We start from the raw sequence: 18519 nt of genomic DNA, 5'->3' as shown, positions 1-18519 counted from the left end.
CGCGGCCGTTCATGAGAGGAGGTGACGCATGCCTTGCCGCAGCTCCCGCCACACTCGCCGCACCCACGCGGCGCTCGTTCAGTTCGCCGTAGCAGTTTCCTGCGCGATCGCGCTGCCCGCAATTGCGGCCACGCCGATCACGGTCACCTCGAAGGGCGCAACCGACGGGCCGATCCGCTATACCGTGCGGGTCGCGTCCAAACAGTTCGGCAACGCCCAGGAAACCCGCACACTGCGCTCGGGCGACACGGACGACTTCACCTGGCGCACCACGCCGCCTGGCGGCGCGGTCGCGACACCGCAAGGCTGTCCGGACTACGCCTCGCTGCCGCTCGACGCGAACGGCGCGATGGTCCGGCAGACCCAGGTGCGTCTCGCGCCGATCGTTGCGAGCAACGGCATGGCCACCGTGCAGGTGAGCTTCCGCGCCCAGGCTCCGCACGGCACGCAGTCGGTGTCGAGCAACGGCGCTTCGTTGACGTGCCCTGCAGTGGTCGCGCATAGCGAGGTCGCCCACCTCACGATGCCGACCAATGGCACCGCGAAGACGCTCACGCTCAGCGACGGCACACAGATCACGATCTCGGCTCAGCGCTAGCGGCGCCGCGGGCTGATCCGCCCGAGCCGTTCGCGCCGCTAGCTTCGCATATGCCGCTTGTGCGGCATGCATGCGCGTGCACGGCACGGCACGGCCGTGCCTGCCGCGCGCGCGGCAGGTGTCTATACGCGTGCCTTGCGCTCGATGAGCCGCGCGGCGAGAAAGCGGTGATCGTGCGAAAAGAGCCGCCGGTACGCGAGCAGCACCGCGCCCACCGTGCCGAGCGCCGACGAAGCCGCAATCAGGAACATGATCACGATCTGATAGCGCACGGCCTGAAGCGGCGACTGCCCCGCGAGCACCTGGCCCGTCATCATGCCGGGCAGGCTCACCACGCCTACCACGGCCATCTGGTTGAGCGTCGGGATCATGCCGGCGCGCACCGCCTCGCGCGCGCTCGCCTGCGCCGCCTCCCAGCGCGTCGCGCCGAGCGCCAGCGCGCTCTCCACGCGGTCGCGCCGCGCGGTCAGCTCCTGCATCATGCGCTCCACGCCGAGCGACACGCCCGTGAGCGTATTGCCGAGAATCATGCCGAGGATCGGAATCGCATATTGCGGCTCGTACCACGGCCGGATGCGGATCACCACGAAGAGCCCAACTGCCGCCACGAGCCACGCGCTCACCCAGATCGAGACGATGCTGTCCGCGCGCTGGCCGCCATAGGTCCGCGCGCCGCGCTGCGCTCCGGCGAAGCCGGCGATCAGCGTCATGAGCACCATCAGGGGCAGCACGACGTACCAGCGGTCGAAGGCGAACACCCAGCCCAGCACATAGCCGATCGCGAGCAACTGCACGACGGTGCGCACGGCGGCCCAGGCCAGCTTGCGCTCGAGGTCGAGCTTGAGCAGCACTGAAACCGCGCCGTTGACGAAGACGAGCAGCGCCGCAATGGCGACGTCGCCGATGCCGAGATTCTGCAGTACGCCCGGGCTCATCGCGCCGCCCCCTGGGTAGACGTCGTGCGGGTAGCAGGTTCTTCGAGCAGGCCGGCGCGCATGGTCAGATGCCGCTCGCCTACGCGTTGCGCCTGGGCGGGATCGTGCGAGATCCAGACGGTCGCGCGCAGCATGCTCGCGCGCTCGAACCAGCTGGCGACGAGCGCCTCGACCGCGCGCGCCGATTCAGGGTCGAGCGAAGCGGTCGGCTCGTCGAGCAGCAGTGCCTCGGGGGCGAGCTGGAGCACGCGCACGAGCGCAACGATCTGCGCTTCGCCACCCGAGAGTTCGGAGGTGGGCCGTGCAAGGAAGTCGCTCGCGCGCCCGGCGGCCCCAAGGAGCGCGCGGGCGCGCGCCGCGTCGAATTGCACGTCGCGATACACCGCTAGCGTGTAGGGGTAGCGAAGGTTGTCCTCCACGGTGCCGTCGAGCAACGCGGGCCGCTGCCGCAAATACGCAATGTGCCGGCGATAGCGTACGATGCGCGCGCGCGTGACGCGCTCGCCGTTCCAGCGCACTTCGCCGCCTTCGAGCGGGTCGAGCAAGGCGAGCGCGCGCAGGAACACGCTCTTTCCCGAACCGGACGGCCCGGTCAGCACGGCGCGCTCGCCCGCGCGCAGGGCAAAATCGGCAGGCTGTAGCAGCCACTGGTCGCGTTGCGCGTCGCGCCGGGCGATCTGGCGCGCTTCGACGAGCGGCGCGCTTTCGGCGTGGGGAGGGGCGGAAATATTGTGCTTGAGCATCGAAAGATTGCAAACGAGACATGCATTCGGGCCGCATCGCAGTCATTCGCAGTCCGGCGAATGCAATCGGGCACGCTGACTGCTCTCGCGGTGTTGCAACACACCAGACGAAACAACAACGCATAACACGGGAGTGCGCATGACGCCACCGCAAACGAAAGCCCGCGACTTCAGCCTTGGCCGCACGCTCGCCAGGATCATCGCATGGCTCGTCGTGCTTGTCGTCGTGTTGATCGGCGTGCTGGTCGCCTTCATCTTCACGTTCGACTGGAATCACGCGAAGCCCTATGTGAACGAGAAGGTGAGCGAGGCAATCGGGCGCCCGTTCGCCATCGTTGGCGATCTCAGGGTGGGTTGGCGCAGGCCCCCCGGGGAGACGGGCTGGCGCGCCTGGGTGCCCTGGCCGCGGTTTTCCGCCACACAGATCGAACTTGCCAATCCCGCGTGGACCCAGGTCCCGCATTTCGCCACGCTCGACGAGATCGACTTCGAGGTGGCCGTACTGCCGCTCCTTGCGCACGACATCGTGATTCCGGCAATCAACCTCGTGAACCCGTCCGTCGACATCGAGCGCCTCGCCGACGGCCGCAACAACTGGACCTTCAAGCTTCCCGCCTCGAGCGGGCCGTCCACATGGCGGCTCGATCTGCATGACATCAGGTTTTCGAGCGGCAATATCGGCGTGAGCGACCAGCAGACGAAAACCGATGTGAAGATCGCGGTGAGCTTGCTTGGGCGCGGCATCCCGATCGGCAAGGTGATGGAGCAGCAGGAAGCGACTTCGCGCGAAGGCTCGGCGCAGGTGATCGGTCGCGCAGGGGCGAGCCGGCTCGCGCAGCAGGCGCGCGAGCAGGAGGCGTCGGAGGCGGCCGCGGCGAGTGGGGCCAGCGCGGCCAGCGCGTCGAATGTTGCGTCTGCGGTCGGGGTGACGGCCACGGCCAGTACAGCGATCACAGCAAGCGCGCCTGCAACCGGCTCGCAGGCGCTCACCTCAAGCGGCACGGGCGGCGCATCGAGCGCCACGACCACAGAGCCCCCCGTCAAGGAGCCGTTCTATGCGATCGGCTGGACGATCAAGGGCACGTACAACAAGACGCCGCTTTCGGGCGAAGGCAAGCTTGGCGGCGTACTCGCGCTGCAGGACGCGAAGCGCCCCTTCCCGGTCCAGGCCGACGTGCGCGCTGGCGACATGCACATTGCGCTGGTCGGCACGCTGACCGACCCCGCACATCTGGCTGCCGTCGACCTGCGCCTCTGGCTGCAGGGCCAAAGCATGGCGCACCTCTATAACCTGACGGGAGTGACGCTGCCCGAAACGCCGCCCTATGCCACCGAAGGCCGCTTCGTCGGTCAGTTCCATCGCGGCGCGAGCGTGTTCCGCTATGAGAACTTCACGGGGCGCGTGGGCGGCAGCGACCTGCACGGCACGCTCGTCTATGAGCAGCGCACAACTCGCCCGCTGCTGTCGGGCGAGCTGGTCTCGAACCTGCTGCAATTTTCGGATCTCGCACCGATCATCGGTGCGGACAGCAACGCGAGCAAGCACAAACGCGGCGACACGGCCACGCAGCCCGCCGACCGCGTGATTCCGGTCGAGCCGTTTCACACCGACCGCTGGAACGCCATCGACGCCGACGTCAAATTCACCGGCCGGCGCATCGTCAAGCAAGGCAGTTTGCCTATTCAGGACCTCTACACGCACGTGACGATGACGGACGGTGTGCTCGTGCTCGATCCGCTACAGTTCGGCGTGGCGGGCGGCACGCTCGCCACGCGCGTCACGCTCGATGGCAGCGGCACGCCGCTCAAGGCGCGCGGCACGGCCGAGGCGCGCCACCTGAAGCTCAAGCAGCTGTTCCCGAACTTCAAGACGATGCAGTCGGCGCTCGGCGAGATCAACGGCGACGCTTCGCTCTCGGCCACCGGCAATTCGCCGGCGGCGCTCGCATCGACTTCGAACGGCGAGGTGAAGCTGCTCGTCACGCAGGGCACGATCAGCCGTCTGCTCATGGAGGCGGCGGGCCTGAACGTGGCGAACGTGGTGTACGAGAAGCTGTTCGGCAGTCACGACGTGAAGATCAACTGCGCGGCGGCGGATTTCGTCGCCACTAATGGGTTGCTCGACCCGCGCGTGTTCGCGCTCGACACCGACGACGCCGTGATCAACATCGACGGTCCGATCAACCTGCACGACGAATCGCTCGATATGAAGGTCCACCCGCATACCAAGGGCTTTCGCGTGTTCACGCTGCGCTCGCCGCTTTACGTGAAGGGCACCTTCAAGAACCCGCGCGTGGGCGTCGATGCGACGGCGCTCGCGCTGCGTGGCGGCGCGATGGTCGGGCTCGGGTTGCTGAATCCGTTTGCCGCGCTCATTCCGCTGATCGCGCCGAGCAACAATCAGCCGCTGCCGTGCGATGCGTTGTTCGCGCAGATGCGCCAGCACCCCGTAGCGCCGCCCCCGGGACAGAAAATGCATGCGGCGGCGCTCCCGAAGCCCGCCACAGGCACCCCGGCCACGCGCGCGCAACCTTCGGCGCCCACGCCGAAAGCGCCGCAAACGGGGCCGTCGAATCTCTACCGGGGAAGCTGACGAGAAATGCGTCGGGTGACCTGCACCCGGCGCACCGACTGAAGATGGCGTAGCTCGGCTAGCGCAGCGAACGTGGTGCGGTGTCGCCGGCCGCATCCTGGCGACGCGTGACGCGCCGCGAGGAGGTCATGGCCGGACGCGTCGCCCCGAACTCGGGCAGGATCCGCCCGCGCGCGCGGCTCGCGAAGACGAGAAAGCCGAAGCCGTCCGCCTCATACCAGTACCCGCCGTTTTCGAGGCCTTCGATCGGCTGCTCGAGCGCGTGAGCGATCGATTCGATGCAGCGCTTGCGCAACTCGCTCGTGCCCGGATAAGGCGGCTGTGCACCGCGCACGCTGCACAGGAGCACATCGAGCCCAGGCAGGATATGCGCATAGAGGACAGGTTCGTCCTGCGCGCGCGCCCGCGCGATCTTGGTATCGAGTTGGCCGAACGGTTTGAAGTGGCTCAGCACGGCGAGAAACGACTCGTCGCCGTCGGCCTTGATGCGTTTGCGCTTTTTCGGGAAGGACATAAAAATTCGCCTGAAAAAGGTGGATTGCAAAACACGCAGCGTTCCCATGCGACCACTCCCGGACTGGTGCGCCGCACGTCGATCCTTTATAGCACACGGATTTGCAGGGTTCACGAGGATAGAGATGGGGACGGTCCGCCGAGACGGCGTGCGGGTCGACTTGTGCGATCCGCCCATAATGCCCCTGTCCAAACCCTCACTGCGTCAGCAAACGCCATGCCGGATCGCACGTCGCGCTCATGTAGATCTCCCGGCGCTCTCTCGCTTGTCTCCGGTCTCAATAATAGACCTGAGTGTGCGCGCAGTGTGGCGAATTGCCGCAAAAAAGCGGGTTTTCCACGAGGCAGCGTGCGTGATGTCACATACATTGTCATCCTGAAATTTCACGCCGATAATGTTGCGGTCCTGGTGCCTGCGGCCGACACGCGTCGCGCGGGCGGACGCGGCGCGAGACACGGCACAAGGCACGACGCGCTGCCTAGACCCGCCACTGAACCAGAGCGACATGAAACTCTTCGCCAAGGGGCTCCTGCTGATCGCGATTCCGAGCGCCGTCGAACTGGCGCTGCTCGGCGTCGTGTTCGATACCCAGGGAGAGGCCGCGCTCGCGGCAAGGCGCGCCGAGAACAGCCAGCAGATCCTCTGGCAAGCTTCGAGCGTCGCCGATCCGCTGTTGCGCGAGGCTGCGCGCGTGCGCACCGGCATCGTGCTCGAAGACCCTTCCTTCATCGACCGCCACGCTGTCTGGACCGAGTTTTCCGATCGCATCACGCTGCTCGCGCGCATGGTCGCCGACAATCCAGCGCAACTCGCGCGCGTGGAGCACATGCGCGCCGCCGCTTACGCATGGCGCAAGCAGGCGAGCGATATCGCCGATGCGCTGCGCATGGGCCACGGCACGCCGTTCGCGCGTGCGGCCGGTGGCGGCTTGCCGGCCGAGATCGAGACGGTGCGCGAGGTGCTGGGCGATTTCATCGCGGAGGAAACCCGGCTCGACGAGGCCCGCGCTGCCATGCTGCGCATTTCGCGCGAGCGCCAGCAGTACGCGCTCATTTTCGCGGTCGTGGGCTCGATGCTGATCTGGGCGTTCACGGCGGTGGCGTTCGCACGCAATGTGGGCGTGCGTCTTGCCGCGCTCAGCGCGAACGCCGAGCGTCTGGGCGAGGGAGCGGCGCTCGCGCCGTCGCTTTCGGGCAACGACGAAATCGCCGCGCTCGATGCCGTGCTGCACCAGACGAGCGCACGGCTACTCGACGCCGATCGCGAACAGGCTGCACTCAAGGCGCAGCTGCAGGCGCGCGCCGCGGATCTCGCGGGCGCCAACGAGCATCTGCGCCAGGAGACTCAGGACAACGAGATGTTCATCTACAGCGTCTCGCACGATCTACGCTCGCCGCTCGTGAATCTCCAGGGTTTTTCGAAGGAACTGGAGGTATCCTGCGGCGACCTGCGCGCGCGGATAAACGCGGCGGGCTTGCCTGAGCACGAGCACCGCGCGATGGCCGAACTGCTCGACGGCGAAGTCGACGAATCGCTGCAATTCCTGCGCCTCGCGGTCTCGCGCGCGGCGGCCATCATCGACGCGTTGCTGCGCATTTCACGGGCGGGGCGGCTCGAGTACCGCTGGCAGCGCGTGAGCGTCGCGCGGGTGGTCGAGCGCGTGCTGGGCGGCCTCGCCGGCGAACTCGCGCATGCCGCGCGCATCGACGTGCGCGACCTGCCGCCCGCGTGGGGCGATCCGGCCGCGCTCGAGCAGATATTCGGCAACCTTATCGACAATGCGCTGCGGCATCTCGATCCGCGGCGGCCGGGCCACATCGAAATCGGCGCGCTCAAGGCGGACAGCGACGTGGGCGATCAAATCGTCGGTGATTCTGCCAGGGAAGTTGGCAAGGAAGCGGACAGCGAGGCAGCCGGGCATACACGCACTTACTATGTGCGCGACAATGGTGTAGGAATCGCGCAGGCGTACCTGCCGAAGCTCTTCCGTGCCTTCCAGCGGCTGCACGGCGGTGAATCGGCCGGGCAGGGCACGGGCCTCGCGCTTGCGAAGCGCATCGCGGAGCGGCACGGCGGGCGCATCTGGGTCGAATCGACCGAGGGCGCAGGCTCGACGTTCTTCGTCGCGCTGCCGGATCAGCCGCTGCGTTCCACCTAGCGGGCATGGCGGCAATCTTTCAACGAGCACCAATAGACAAAGCAGGGTGTGGGAGAGTCGAGATGACTAACGGGGAACAGGTCAGCATCGTACTGATCGAAGACGACGACGGGCACGCCACGCTCGTCGAGCGCAATCTGCGGCGCTCGGGCATTTCGAACGGCTTCCTGCGTTTTCGCGACGGCCAGGAGGCGCTCGATTACTTTTTCGGCGCACCGGGCGCGGATCCGGCCACAGAGGCGATCTATCCGTCGCGCAACCAACTCGCGAATTTCGTCGTGCTGCTCGACCTGCGCATGCCGCGCGTGGATGGCTTCGAAGTGCTGCGGCGGTTGAAGGCGGAGCCCACCACGGCTTCGGTGCCGGTGATCGTGCTCACGACGACCGACGACCCGCGCGAGATCGAGCGTTGCTACGAGCTCGGCTGCAACGTCTACATCACGAAACCGGTCGAATATGACGCGTTTATCGAGGCCGTGCGGCGTCTCGGCTTTTTCCTCCAGGTCGTCAAGTTGCCGCCGGGGCAGCGCTTCATCCAGCCTTGATCCGCTGGAACCGGCTCGCGCATCACGCATGGAATCATCACGCATTGGCAAACGGCCGCAAGCCAGGCCCGTGCCCCAAGGGACGCTTTGCGCATGACTGAGGAATCCACGATGCTGGCTGGCGCACGCGTGCTCGTCGTCGACGACGACGAAGGCATCCTGCGCCTCGCCCGCAAGTCGCTGCTGCGCGCCGGTGCGCGCGTGGACACCTGCACCGGGGTCGGGGAAGCGCGCGCGCTGCTGGCCGTGCAGGCGCCCGATGTGCTCGTGCTCGACTATCAACTCGACGGCGCGGAAACGGGCCTCGACTTCTTCCGCCGGCTGCGTGCAGACGACGTACGCGTGCCCGCCATTCTCGTAACCGGCTTCACCGACGAGTCGCGCGTGATCGCCGCGTTGCGCGCGGGCGTCTCGGATGTCGTGCCGAAGTCGGGCGATTATCTCGACTACCTGCCGGAGGCGGTTGCGCGCGTGCTTTCGCAGGTCGCGCTCCAGCGCGCCTCCGACGAAGCGCTGCTGCTGCGCGATCGCGAGGAGCATTACCGCACGCTCTCCGAGGCCTTGCCGCATCTCGTGCTCACCTGCGGCGCGGACGGCAATTGCGACTTTCTCTCGAAGCAGTGGCTCGACTACACGGGGCTCGACGCGCGCCATTCGCATGGCCTCGCGTGGCTCGACGCCGTGCACCCAGACGATCGCGAAGAAGTTCGCCACACGTGGCTCAAGGCCGTGGGCAGCGGCGCGACCGACTATCGCCACGAACTGCGCATTCGCCGCCACGACGGCGTCTACCGATGGTTCGATGTCCGAATCGTTGCGATGCGCGACCCGCGCGGCGGCGTGAACCAATGGTTCGGCAGTTGCACCGACATCGACTCGCAACGCGAAGCGACCGAGGAGCGCGAACGCTTGCTCGCCTCCGAACAGGCTGCGCGGCAAATCGCCGAAGAGGCCAACCGCGCAAAAGACCGCTTCCTCGCCATGCTTTCGCACGAGTTGCGCACGCCGCTCACGCCGGTGCTCGCGGGCACGCGGCTACTCGAACAGATCCCCGGGCTGCCCGAGGCGGCTCGCGCGGGCGTGCTGATGATCCGCCGCAACATCGAGCTCGAAGCGCGTCTCATCGATGACCTGCTCGATCTCACGCGCGTGGCCAACGGCAAGCTGAGCCTCGCACTCGAAACGGTCGACGTGCACGAGGTGATCGAGGCAGTACTCGAGCTTTTTCACAGCGAAATCCAGATCAAGCAGCAGGACGTGCACGTCGATCTGCGTGCACAGCAGCACTACGTGCGCGGCGACCGAGCGCGCCTGCAGCAGATGCTGTGGAATCTCGTGCGCAACGCCGCGAAGTTCACGCCCGACGGCGGCCATATCTACGTGCGTACGCGCGACGAGCGCATGCACGTGGAGATCGAGGTGGAGGACACCGGCATTGGCATTGCGCCCGAGCAGATCGGCAAGCTGTTTCATGCATTCGAGCAGGGCAGCCACAACCTCACTCGCCAGTTCGGCGGGCTCGGCCTCGGGCTTGCCGTGACCCGTGCGCTGACCGAGGCGCATGGCGGGCGCGTGAGCGCGAAGAGCCCGGGCGCCCATTGCGGCGCCACCTTTACGATCGTCCTGCCGACCGCGGCGCCGGGCGAGGGCGCCACGGCGATTGCCGAGTTGCGCGGGCCGCAGCGCGCCGGCGCGTTGAATATTCTTTTGATCGAGGATCACGAGGACACGGCCGAGGTGATGTCGCAACTGATGCGCGCGGGCGGCCATGAGGTGGCGGTGGCGGGCAGCGTCGCCGGTGCGCTCGCGCTGACGGCAAGTGCGCGCTTCGACCTCGTGGTGAGCGACATTGGCCTGCCGGACGGATCGGGCATCGACTTCATCCGCGCGTTCCGTACGCATTCATCGGCGCCCGCCATCGCGCTCACCGGCTTCGGCACCGACGATGACGTGCGCCGCAGTGTCGAAGCGGGTTTCACCGCGCATCTCACGAAGCCGGTCAACTACGAGCATCTCGAACGGCTGATCGAAGAAGCCGCGGCCGCACACGCGACGCCTGCCAGTCCTGAATCGGCCCGGCCCGCGCGCTGAGCGCCGGCCTGTCACACCCCGGCGCAAAAAAGCCCGCGCGGCCTCGTGAGCTGCACCCCAAAAGTTGGATCGGTGTCCAACTTACGGGGTGCAGTTCATGCAGCGGCGCGGGCTGATGCCGGGGGCGCAATGTTCAGCGCGGACTTTCCTTCAGCGAATCGCGGATCTCACGCAGCAGCAGCACATCTTCGGGCGTGGGCGGCGGCGCGGCGGGCGCGGCTTCAGCCGGCGTGCGCAGCTTGTTGATGAACTTCACCATCAGAAAGATGATGAACGCGAGGATGACGAAGTTGATCACTGCCGTGATGAACGAGCCATAGCCGAATACGGCCACGCCCGCTGTCTGCAGATCCTTGTACGAATCGGGGTTGCCTTTATAGGTGCCGGGAATGTGCCCGAGCCGGACGAACAAGTTCGAGAAGTCGAGGCCGCCTGTGACCACGCCGATGACCGGCATGATGAGGTCCTTCACGACCGAGTTGACGATGCTCGAAAACGCACCGCCAATAATCACACCGACCGCGAGATCCATCACATTGCCTTTGACGGCGAATTCCTTGAACTCCTTGATCATGCTCATGAGCGGGCTCTCCATGATTGGCGCGGTACAAGCCTGGGGGTCAAAACGACGTATTCGCGCAATGATAACGAAGGCACCCGTATCGCGGTAGCAGTTTGACATTGCCTGATGTTTCCACGGGCGCTCGACGAAGTCCCGGCATGCGCATGCTGCGTGCCCGTCGCGCGTGCCTCGTCCTCAGCGCGCGAGTGAGATCTGCTCGTGGAAGGTCGCGGGGTCGGTGTTGGTGCCGCACAGGAGCACGCCCACACGCTTGCCTTGCAGCGTGTCGCGCAGCGGCCCGAGGAGTCCCGCCGTGGCCGCGGCGCAGGCCGGTTCGACAGCGAGCTTGAGTTGCGAGAAGAGCACACGCATCGCGCTGCGCAAGGCGTCATCGGAAACGGTGACGATGCGCTCCATATGGCGGCGGCACAGCGTATAGCTGTATTGCTCCGTGTGCGGAGACATCAGCGAGTCGGCGATCGAGTGCATATGGGTCATGCGCACCGTGTGGTTCGCGGCGAAGCTGCGGTTCATCACGTCCGAACCTTCGGGTTCGACGCCGTACACGCGTACGCGCGGATTGGCGAGGCGCAGCGCCGTGGAGACGCCCGCCGCAAGCCCGCCGCCGCCAACCGGCACGATCACCGCGTCGAGGTCGGGCGCCTGGGTGGCCCATTCGTAGCCGAGCGTCGCCGTGCCCAGCACCGTGCGATAGCCGTTGAACGGATGCACGAAGTAGCGGCCCTCGTCGGTCTCGATGCGTCGCACGATGTCGAAGGCCTCGGTGCTGTTGTCGGCCACGACGATCTCCGCGCCGAAGCGTCGGCATTGCTCGATGCGCGCCTCGCTCGCGGTGCGAAAGAGCACGACCTTCGCGCTGATGCCCAGGCGCATGGCCGCATACGCGACCGCGATTGCGTGATTGCCCCCCGAGACGCAGGTGACGCCCGCACCGCGCTGCGCGGCGTCGAGCGCGAGCAGATGCGTGAATGCGCCGCGCACCTTGAAGCTGCCGCTCGATTGCAGCAGCTCGAACTTGAAGTTCACGAGCGTGTCTTCGAGCGTGGACAGATCATGGCGGTCGAACACCGGCGTGCGCAGCACCCACGGCGCCAGCGCGAAATGCTGCGAGGCGATGTCGTCGAGGGTGGGGATCGCCTCACCGTCGATCGTGTGGTCGGTGGGCAGTGGCGCGGCGGTGGACATGATGATGCGCGTCCGGTTTCGTCACTTTGCCAGGGCTTCGACGGACATGCCGTGCACGAGCTTGCGCAGAAAACCTTCGCAGGCCGCGAGCTGTTCGAGCGACACATATTCGTTGGGCTTGTGCGCCTGCTGGATGTCGCCGGGCCCGCACACCACGCTCGGAATACCCGCGCGCGCGAAGAGGCCTGCCTCGGTGCCGTAGGCCACCTTGCGTTGCGCCTGGTCGGCGGTGAGCGCGCGCACGAGTTGCGTGATCGCGGCTTGCTCCGTGGCGTCGAGGCCCGGCGCCCCCGCGATCTTCGTGAACTCGATCGCGCCCGACTGATGTTCGCGCTGCATCTTCGGCACGAGCGTCTCGCGCGCGTACTGCTCGATGCGCGCGAAGATCACGTCGGGGTCGAGCGTCGGCAGATTGCGGAACTCGAACGCGAAGCGGCATTCGGCCGGCACCGTGTTGATGGCGTTGCCGCCTTCGATCGTGCTGGTTTGCGCGGTCGTGAACGGCACGTCGTAGAACTCGTCGAACGGGCCGTTCGCGCGGAACTCGTCGGCCATATCGCGGATGTAGCAGATGAGACGCGCCGCGTACTCGATCGCGTTCAGGCCGCGCGGCGTGAGCGACGAATGCGCGGCGTGGCCGCGCACGCAGCACTGATACGCGTTGAGCCCCTTGTGCGCCACGATGGGGCGCATGCTCGTGGGCTCGCCCACGATGCAGCCTTCGGGTTTCACGCCGCGCTTCACGAGTTCTTCGAGCATGAGCGGCGCGCCTACGCAGCCCACTTCCTCGTCGAAGGAGAGCGCCAGGTGCAGCGGCTTTGCGAGCTTCATCTGCTGGAACTCGGGCACGAGCGCAAGCGCCGCGCCGATGAAGCCTTTCATGTCGCAGGTGCCGCGGCCATAGAGCAGGCCCTCGCGGATCTCGGGCTTGAACGGGTCGCTGTCCCACTTCTGGCCGTCCACGGGCACCACGTCGGTGTGGCCCGAGAGCACGATGCCGCCGTTCGTCGAGCCGTCGTGCGCGGGCAGCGTGGCGAACAGGTTGGCCCACTTGCCGTCGCGGCCATAGGTGAGCGTCGATTCGATGCCGCGCGCGCGAAGGTCGTCGCGCACGATCTCGATCAGGCCGAGATTCGGATGACGGCTGACCGTATCCATCGAGACGAGGCGGGTGACCCAGGGGAGCGAGGCGGGAAGGGAAGCGGACTGCGGGGACGACTGCGCTGATGCAGCGGCATGCGACATGTTGGACTCCAGCTTGCTTGTGTTCTTCATCTTACCCAAAAAGAATCACGCAAGCCAAAGCCCAATGCCCAACGCGCCGGCGCACACCATGCTGCATTGCGTTCGCGGGCGATGACGCGCCGCAACATCGCCCGCGCGTCTGCCGTTGCGCGCGGGCTCCGAAGGCCTGTAGCGGCTCAGCGCGTAGCGCCCGCGCGCGTCGGCGCGCCAAGCGCGCGCAGCGTCTCCTTCACGGTGGCCACGCGCACGGCGAGGTCGGGGCTGCGCGTTTCGATGCGCAGCTTGTCCTGGCCCGCGAGCTTGATGTGCTTGTGCTTCTGCACCATCTCGATGATGCGCATGGCGTCCACGGGCGGGTTCGGCACGAACTGCAAACCGATCACGGCGTCGCCCGCGTCGATCTTCGTGATGCCGAGCGGCTTGGCGGCCAGGCGCAGACGATGTGTTTCGATCAGCGCATGCGCTTGCGGCGGCATCTTGCCGAAGCGGTCGATCAGCTCCTCCTGGATGCCGTCGATCGAATCGTCGTGCTCGCAGTTCGCGAGCCGCTTGTAGAGCGACAGGCGCTCCTGCACGTCGCCGCAGTAGTCGGCGGGCAGGATCGCGGGCGCGTGCAGATTGATCTCCGTGGTCGCGGCGAGCGGCGCGTTGAGGTCGGGCTCGCGGCCGTCCTTGAGCGCCTTCACGGCGTCATTGAGCATGTCGGTGTAGAGCTGGAAGCCGATCTCCTGGATCTCGCCCGACTGCTTGTCGCCGAGCACTTCGCCCGTGCCGCGAATCTCGAGGTCGTGCATCGCCAGATAAAAGCCCGAGCCCAGTTCCTCCATCTGCTGGATCGCTTCGAGACGGCGCTGCGCCTGTTTCGTGAGGCCTTGCGGATCGTGCACGAGCAGATATGCGTACGCCTGGTGGTGCGAGCGGCCCACGCGCCCGCGCAACTGGTGCAGCTGCGCGAGGCCGAACTTGTCGGAGCGGTGGATGAGGATCGTGTTGGCGCTCGGCACGTCGATGCCGGTCTCGATGATCGTGGTACAGAGCAGCACGTTCGCGCGCTGCGCCACGAAGTCGCGCATCACGGTCTCGAGCTCGCGCTCGTGCATCTGGCCGTGCGCCACGACGATGCGCGCCTCGGGCACGAGGGCTTCGAGCATCGCGCGGCGGTTCTCGATCGTCTCTACTTCGTTGTGCAGGAAATAGACCTGGCCGCCGCGCTTGAGCTCGCGCAGCATCGCCTCGCGAATCACGCTGTCTTCTTCGCGGCGAACGAAGGTCTTGATCGCGAGGCGCTTTTGCGGCGCCGTGGCGATGACCGAGAAGTCGCGCAGGCCTTCGAGCGCCATGCCGAGCGTGCGCGGGATCGGCGTGGCCGTGAGCGTGAGCACGTCGACCTCGGCGCGCAGCGCCTTGAGCGCTTCTTTCTGGCGCACGCCGAAGCGGTGCTCCTCGTCGATGATCACGAGGCCGAGGCGCTTGAACTGCACGTCGGAGGAGAGCAGCTTGTGCGTGCCGATCACGATGTCGACGCTGCCGTCGTTGATCTGCTGGATCGCGCCGCTCACTTCCTTCGCGGACTTGAAGCGCGAGAGCTCGGCGATGCGCACGGGCCAGTCGGCGAAGCGGTCCGTGAAAGTTTGCGTGTGCTGCTCGGCGAGTAGCGTGGTGGGCGAGAGGATCGCCACCTGCTTGCCGCCCATCACGGCGATGAAGGCCGCGCGCAGCGCCACCTCGGTCTTGCCGAAGCCCACGTCGCCGCACACGAGGCGGTCCATCGGCTTGCCGCTTGTCATGTCGCCGATCACGGCGGCGATCGCCGCCGCCTGGTCGGGCGTCTCCTCGAAACCGAAGCTCTCCGCGAACTTCACGTAGTCGCGCGGATCGAGCTTGAACGCATGGCCCTCGCGCGCGGCGCGCCGTGCGTAGAGATTCAGCAGCTCGGCGGCCGTGTCGCGGATCTGCTGCGCGGCCTTGCGGCGCGCCTTTTCCCACTGGCCCGAGCCGAGCGCGTGCAGCGGCGCGCTATCGGGGTCGGCGCCGCTGTAGCGCGAGATCACGTGCAGTTGCGAAACCGGCACGTAGAGCTTGCTGCCATTCGCGTATTCGAGGTGCAGGAACTCGGTGTCGCCTTCGCCGAGATCCATCGTCACGAGCCCGTGGTAGCGGCCGATGCCGTGTTGCGCATGCACCACCGGGTCGCCCACCTTGAGCTCGGAGAGGTCGCGCACCATCGAATCGACGTTGCTCGCCTGCTCCTGGCGGCGGCGTCCGGCGCGGCGCGCGAGCGGCCCGTAGAGCTCGGTTTCGGTGATGACCGCGAGCTCCTCGCCTGGCAGCGCGAAGCCCGTGGAGAGGGGCGCGACGCCCAGCACAAAACGCTCGTCGCCGGTGAGCCAGTCTTCGTAGCTGTCGGCGGAGGCGGGGCGCAGATGGTTGTCGGCGAGCAGTTGCGCGATGGTCTCGCGCCGGCCCGCCGACTCCACCGCGAACAGCACGCGGTTCTTCGTCGAGTCCAGGTAGGTGCGCAGCGAAGCGAGCGGGTCGTCGGCGTGGCGGTCGATCGCGAGGTTCGGCAGCGCCGTGGCCCAGCCGCCCGCGCTCGCGGCTGGCAGCACGAGGCGCGCGAACGGCTTGGCGAGCGTGAAGAAGTCCTCGTCGGTCAGGAAGAGGTGCTGCGGCTCGAGGATCGGCCGCTCGCGGTCGTGCGAGAGGAAGCTGTGGCGCTGCTTCGTGTCGTTGGTGAAGCGGCGGATCGAAGCGTCGAGGTCGCCCGAGAACACCAGCTGGGCGTTGTCGGGCAGATAGTGGAACAGCGTTGCCGTTTCCACGAAAAAGAGCGGCAGATAGTATTCGATGCCCGCCGAGGGCACGCCATTGCCGATGTCCTTGTAGATCGTCGCGCGGCTCGGGTCGCCTTCGAACACTTCGCGCCAGCGGCTGCGAAATGCCGTGCGCGACGCTTCGTCGAACGGGAACTCGCGGCCCGGCAAGAGGCGCACGTCCTTCACCGGGTAGAGACTGCGCTGGCTGTCCGGATCGAACGCGCGGATCGAATCGACCTGATCGTCGAAGAGATCGATGCGGTAGGGCAGCGGCGAACCCATCGGGAAGAGGTCGATCAGCGAGCCGCGCACGCAGTATTCGCCCGGGCGCACCACCTGGCTCACGTGCTCGTAGCCCGCCAGCGTGAGCTGGGATTTGAGCTTCGCCTCGTCGAGGCGCTCGCCCTGCGAGAACGAGAACGTATAGGCCGCGAGGAACGAGGCTGGCGGCATGCGGTAGAGCGCCGTGGTGGCCGGCACGATGAGGACGTCGCAGCGGCCTTCGCCCAGGTCGTGCAGCGTGGCGAGCCGCTCGGAGACGAGATCCTGGTGCGGCGAGAACGTGTCGTACGGCAGCGTTTCCCAGTCGGGCAGCAGGCGCACACGCGCCTCGGGCGCGAAGAACGGGATTTCCTGGGCGAGCCGCTGCGCGTCCACGGCGCTCGCGCAGATCACGGCGAGAAGCGGCGCAGCAGCGGCACTGGCGCGCGCCGCCTCGCGGTAGCGGGCGATCAGGAGCGCATCGGACGAGCCGTGCGTACCGTCGAACGCGTAGCGCTGCCCCGCCTTGACGACGGTGACGGGAGACGGAGACCGGAACGGTGACTGCGGGGAAGCGGCGATATCGGACATAGGCAACAGGGTGGCCGACGCTTGTGTCGGTAGGGTGGCCGTGAATGCTGGCAGTCTCCGGCTGGCAGATTCAGGCCAGGCTCAACGCCAGAATTTGGGGGCCGGGTTCGGGCCTTCAAATGCAAAACCATGCGCGTGGCCGCACTGGCCGGGCCTGGGCGGTCATTCGAAAAGCGCCACGCAGCCGCGTGAGGCGGGCGGGCAGGCGCCATTCGGGCGACCGGCGCGGGCGCGCGCCGCGGCTCGAACTCTTGCGAATGCGGCGCGTTTTGCGGGCGTCCGGCGTGCGGATAAGGGACCTATTATAAAATCCGTCCTTTACTTTGACTCATGCGGCTTGCGACATCGTGACTTCACGCCTTTTTGCCCTGATTCCGTGCGCCGGCACCGGCAGCCGTTCAGGGTCGGCCATGCCGAAACAATATCGAATCGTAGCCGGTCGTGACCTCCTGCACTATACGCTCGCCGCTTTCGACGCCTGCAACGAGTTCGCGCAGACGCTCGTGGTGATTTCCCCCGACGATAACCACTTCGACGCGCGCCGCTTCGGCGGCCTGCGCTTCGCGGTGCGTCGCTGCGGCGGCGCTTCGCGCCAGGCCTCGGTCTACAACGGCCTCGCCGCGCTCGCGGAATTCGGTGCGCGCGACGACGACTGGGTGCTCGTGCACGACGCGGCACGCCCCGGCATTACGCCCGCGCTGATCCGCACGCTCGTCGAGGCGCTCAGGGACGACCCCGTGGGCGGGATCATGGCACTGCCCGTGGCGGACACGCTCAAGCGCGTCGCGCCAAAAGACGACGCCGCACCCGTCGCGCGCATCGCTCGCACCGAGGCGCGCGACGGTCTCTGGCAGGCGCAGACGCCGCAGATGTTCCGCATCGGCATGCTGCGCAGCGCCATCGAACGCGCGCAACAGGACGGCCACGACCTCACCGACGAAGCCAGCGCGATCGAGTGGCTCGGCCACGCGCCGCGTCTCGTGCAGGGGAGCCTGCGCAACTTCAAGGTGACGTACCCCGAGGACTTCGCGCTCGCCGAGGCGATCCTCAGCCGGCCCGCTGAATAAGCGCTCCGGGCACGCCTGGCAGATGACGCGTCCCGCAACCCCTCAACCCGGAACCCCACACATGGACATCAGAATCGGACAAGGCTACGACGTGCACGCGCTCGTGCCCGGACGCCCGCTCGTGATCGGCGGCGTGACGGTGCCCTACGATCGCGGCCTGCTCGGCCACTCGGACGCGGACGTGCTGCTGCACGCCATCACCGACGCGCTGTTCGGCGCCGCTGCGCTAGGCGACATCGGCCGCCATTTCCCCGACACCGACAAGCAGTTCTATGGCGCCGACAGCCGCGTGCTGCTGCGCGAATGCCTGCGCCGCGTGCAGGAGGCGGGCTTCACGCTCATCAACGTCGATACCACGGTGATCGCGCAGGCGCCCAAGCTCGCGCCCCACATCGAGGCGATGCGCAAGACGATCGCCGAAGACCTGAACCTGCCGATCGATCGCGTCAACGTGAAGGCGAAAACGAACGAGAAGCTCGGCTATCTCGGCCGCGGCGAGGGCATCGAAGCGCAGGCCGCCGTGCTGATCATGCGCGCTTGACGGGCTTCCGAGCCTCGCATTTCCGGGGCTGGCCAGCGGGAGCAGGGCGCGTG

The 18519-nt window shown here is 67.0% G+C and carries 14 protein-coding genes; 7 read left to right on the top strand and 7 right to left on the bottom strand.

Annotated features, from left to right (window positions below):
- The first annotated feature begins 28 nt into the window (after positions 1 to 28).
- Positions 29 to 598, top strand: coding sequence for a DUF6013 family protein (locus VMJ11_RS21315; RefSeq protein ID WP_325621486.1), 570 nt, complete (start codon positions 29 to 31; stop codon positions 596 to 598).
- A 122-nt stretch (positions 599 to 720) separates the two neighbouring features.
- Here the strand turns inward: VMJ11_RS21315 and VMJ11_RS21310 are convergent, their stop codons facing one another.
- On the bottom strand, positions 721 to 1533 hold the full coding sequence (locus VMJ11_RS21310) for an ABC transporter permease (protein WP_325621485.1): 813 nt from the start codon (positions 1531 to 1533) through the stop codon (positions 721 to 723).
- A complete protein-coding gene (locus VMJ11_RS21305; protein ID WP_325621482.1) occupies positions 1530 to 2276 on the bottom strand; it encodes an ABC transporter ATP-binding protein in 747 nt (248 codons plus the stop codon). Before VMJ11_RS21305 ends, VMJ11_RS21310 begins: the two co-directional genes overlap by 4 nt.
- 139 nt (positions 2277 to 2415) lie before the next feature.
- Here VMJ11_RS21305 and VMJ11_RS21300 point away from each other — a divergent pair, with 139 nt between their 5' ends.
- Positions 2416 to 4869, top strand: coding sequence for an AsmA family protein (locus tag VMJ11_RS21300; protein ID WP_325621480.1), 2454 nt, complete (start codon positions 2416 to 2418; stop codon positions 4867 to 4869).
- 58 nt (positions 4870 to 4927) lie between these two features.
- On the opposite strand, the gene VMJ11_RS21295 is transcribed toward VMJ11_RS21300, so the two are convergent.
- Complete coding sequence (locus VMJ11_RS21295) at positions 4928 to 5431, bottom strand: hypothetical protein (RefSeq protein WP_325621505.1); 504 nt, start codon at positions 5429 to 5431, stop codon at positions 4928 to 4930.
- Positions 5432 to 5888: 457 nt separating this feature from the next.
- Between VMJ11_RS21295 and VMJ11_RS21290 the strand changes: the two genes are divergently transcribed.
- The 3 genes from VMJ11_RS21290 (at position 5889) to VMJ11_RS21280 (ending at position 10177) form a co-directional block, all read left to right on the top strand.
- On the top strand, positions 5889 to 7541 hold the full coding sequence (locus VMJ11_RS21290) for a sensor histidine kinase (RefSeq protein ID WP_325621478.1): 1653 nt from the start codon (positions 5889 to 5891) through the stop codon (positions 7539 to 7541).
- A gap of 62 nt (positions 7542 to 7603) precedes the next feature.
- Positions 7604 to 8086 (top strand): response regulator, encoded by a 483-nt coding sequence (locus tag VMJ11_RS21285; protein ID WP_325621476.1) that lies wholly within the window; start codon positions 7604 to 7606, stop codon positions 8084 to 8086.
- Positions 8087 to 8179: 93 nt separating this feature from the next.
- On the top strand, positions 8180 to 10177 hold the full coding sequence (locus VMJ11_RS21280) for a hybrid sensor histidine kinase/response regulator (RefSeq protein WP_325621474.1): 1998 nt from the start codon (positions 8180 to 8182) through the stop codon (positions 10175 to 10177).
- Positions 10178 to 10310: 133 nt separating this feature from the next.
- Here VMJ11_RS21280 and mscL read toward each other — a convergent pair whose 3' ends face one another.
- The 4 genes from mscL to mfd all read right to left on the bottom strand — a co-directional run bounded on the left by mscL (position 10311) and on the right by mfd (position 16858).
- On the bottom strand, positions 10311 to 10757 hold the full coding sequence (gene mscL / locus VMJ11_RS21275; protein ID WP_325621472.1) for a large conductance mechanosensitive channel protein MscL: 447 nt from the start codon (positions 10755 to 10757) through the stop codon (positions 10311 to 10313).
- A gap of 177 nt (positions 10758 to 10934) precedes the next feature.
- Entirely contained in the window at positions 10935 to 11945 is a 1011-nt protein-coding gene (locus tag VMJ11_RS21270; RefSeq protein ID WP_325621471.1) for a threonine/serine dehydratase, read from the bottom strand.
- Positions 11946 to 11966: 21 nt separating this feature from the next.
- Positions 11967 to 13190: an acetylornithine deacetylase gene (gene argE, locus VMJ11_RS21265; RefSeq protein WP_325621470.1), complete on the bottom strand. Its 1224-nt coding sequence runs from the start codon at positions 13188 to 13190 to the stop codon at positions 11967 to 11969.
- A 176-nt stretch (positions 13191 to 13366) separates the two neighbouring features.
- A complete protein-coding gene (gene mfd / locus VMJ11_RS21260; RefSeq protein WP_325621468.1) occupies positions 13367 to 16858 on the bottom strand; it encodes a transcription-repair coupling factor in 3492 nt (1163 codons plus the stop codon).
- Between the two features lie 347 nt (positions 16859 to 17205).
- On the opposite strand from mfd, the gene ispD reads away from it, so the two are divergent.
- Positions 17206 to 17925 carry a 2-C-methyl-D-erythritol 4-phosphate cytidylyltransferase gene (gene ispD, locus VMJ11_RS21255; RefSeq protein ID WP_325621466.1) on the top strand — a complete coding sequence of 240 codons (720 nt, stop codon included), beginning with the start codon at positions 17206 to 17208 and terminating at the stop codon, positions 17923 to 17925.
- A 61-nt stretch (positions 17926 to 17986) separates the two neighbouring features.
- Positions 17987 to 18466 (top strand): 2-C-methyl-D-erythritol 2,4-cyclodiphosphate synthase, encoded by a 480-nt coding sequence (ispF, locus tag VMJ11_RS21250; RefSeq protein WP_325621464.1) that lies wholly within the window; start codon positions 17987 to 17989, stop codon positions 18464 to 18466.
- Positions 18467 to 18519: the final 53 nt, after the last annotated feature.

It is taken from the genome of Paraburkholderia sp., from assembly GCF_035501035.1.
Classification (GTDB): domain Bacteria; phylum Pseudomonadota; class Gammaproteobacteria; order Burkholderiales; family Burkholderiaceae; genus Paraburkholderia.
Note: the sequence above shows the minus strand (reverse complement) of the source record. Positions and strands in the feature narration are given on the sequence as shown.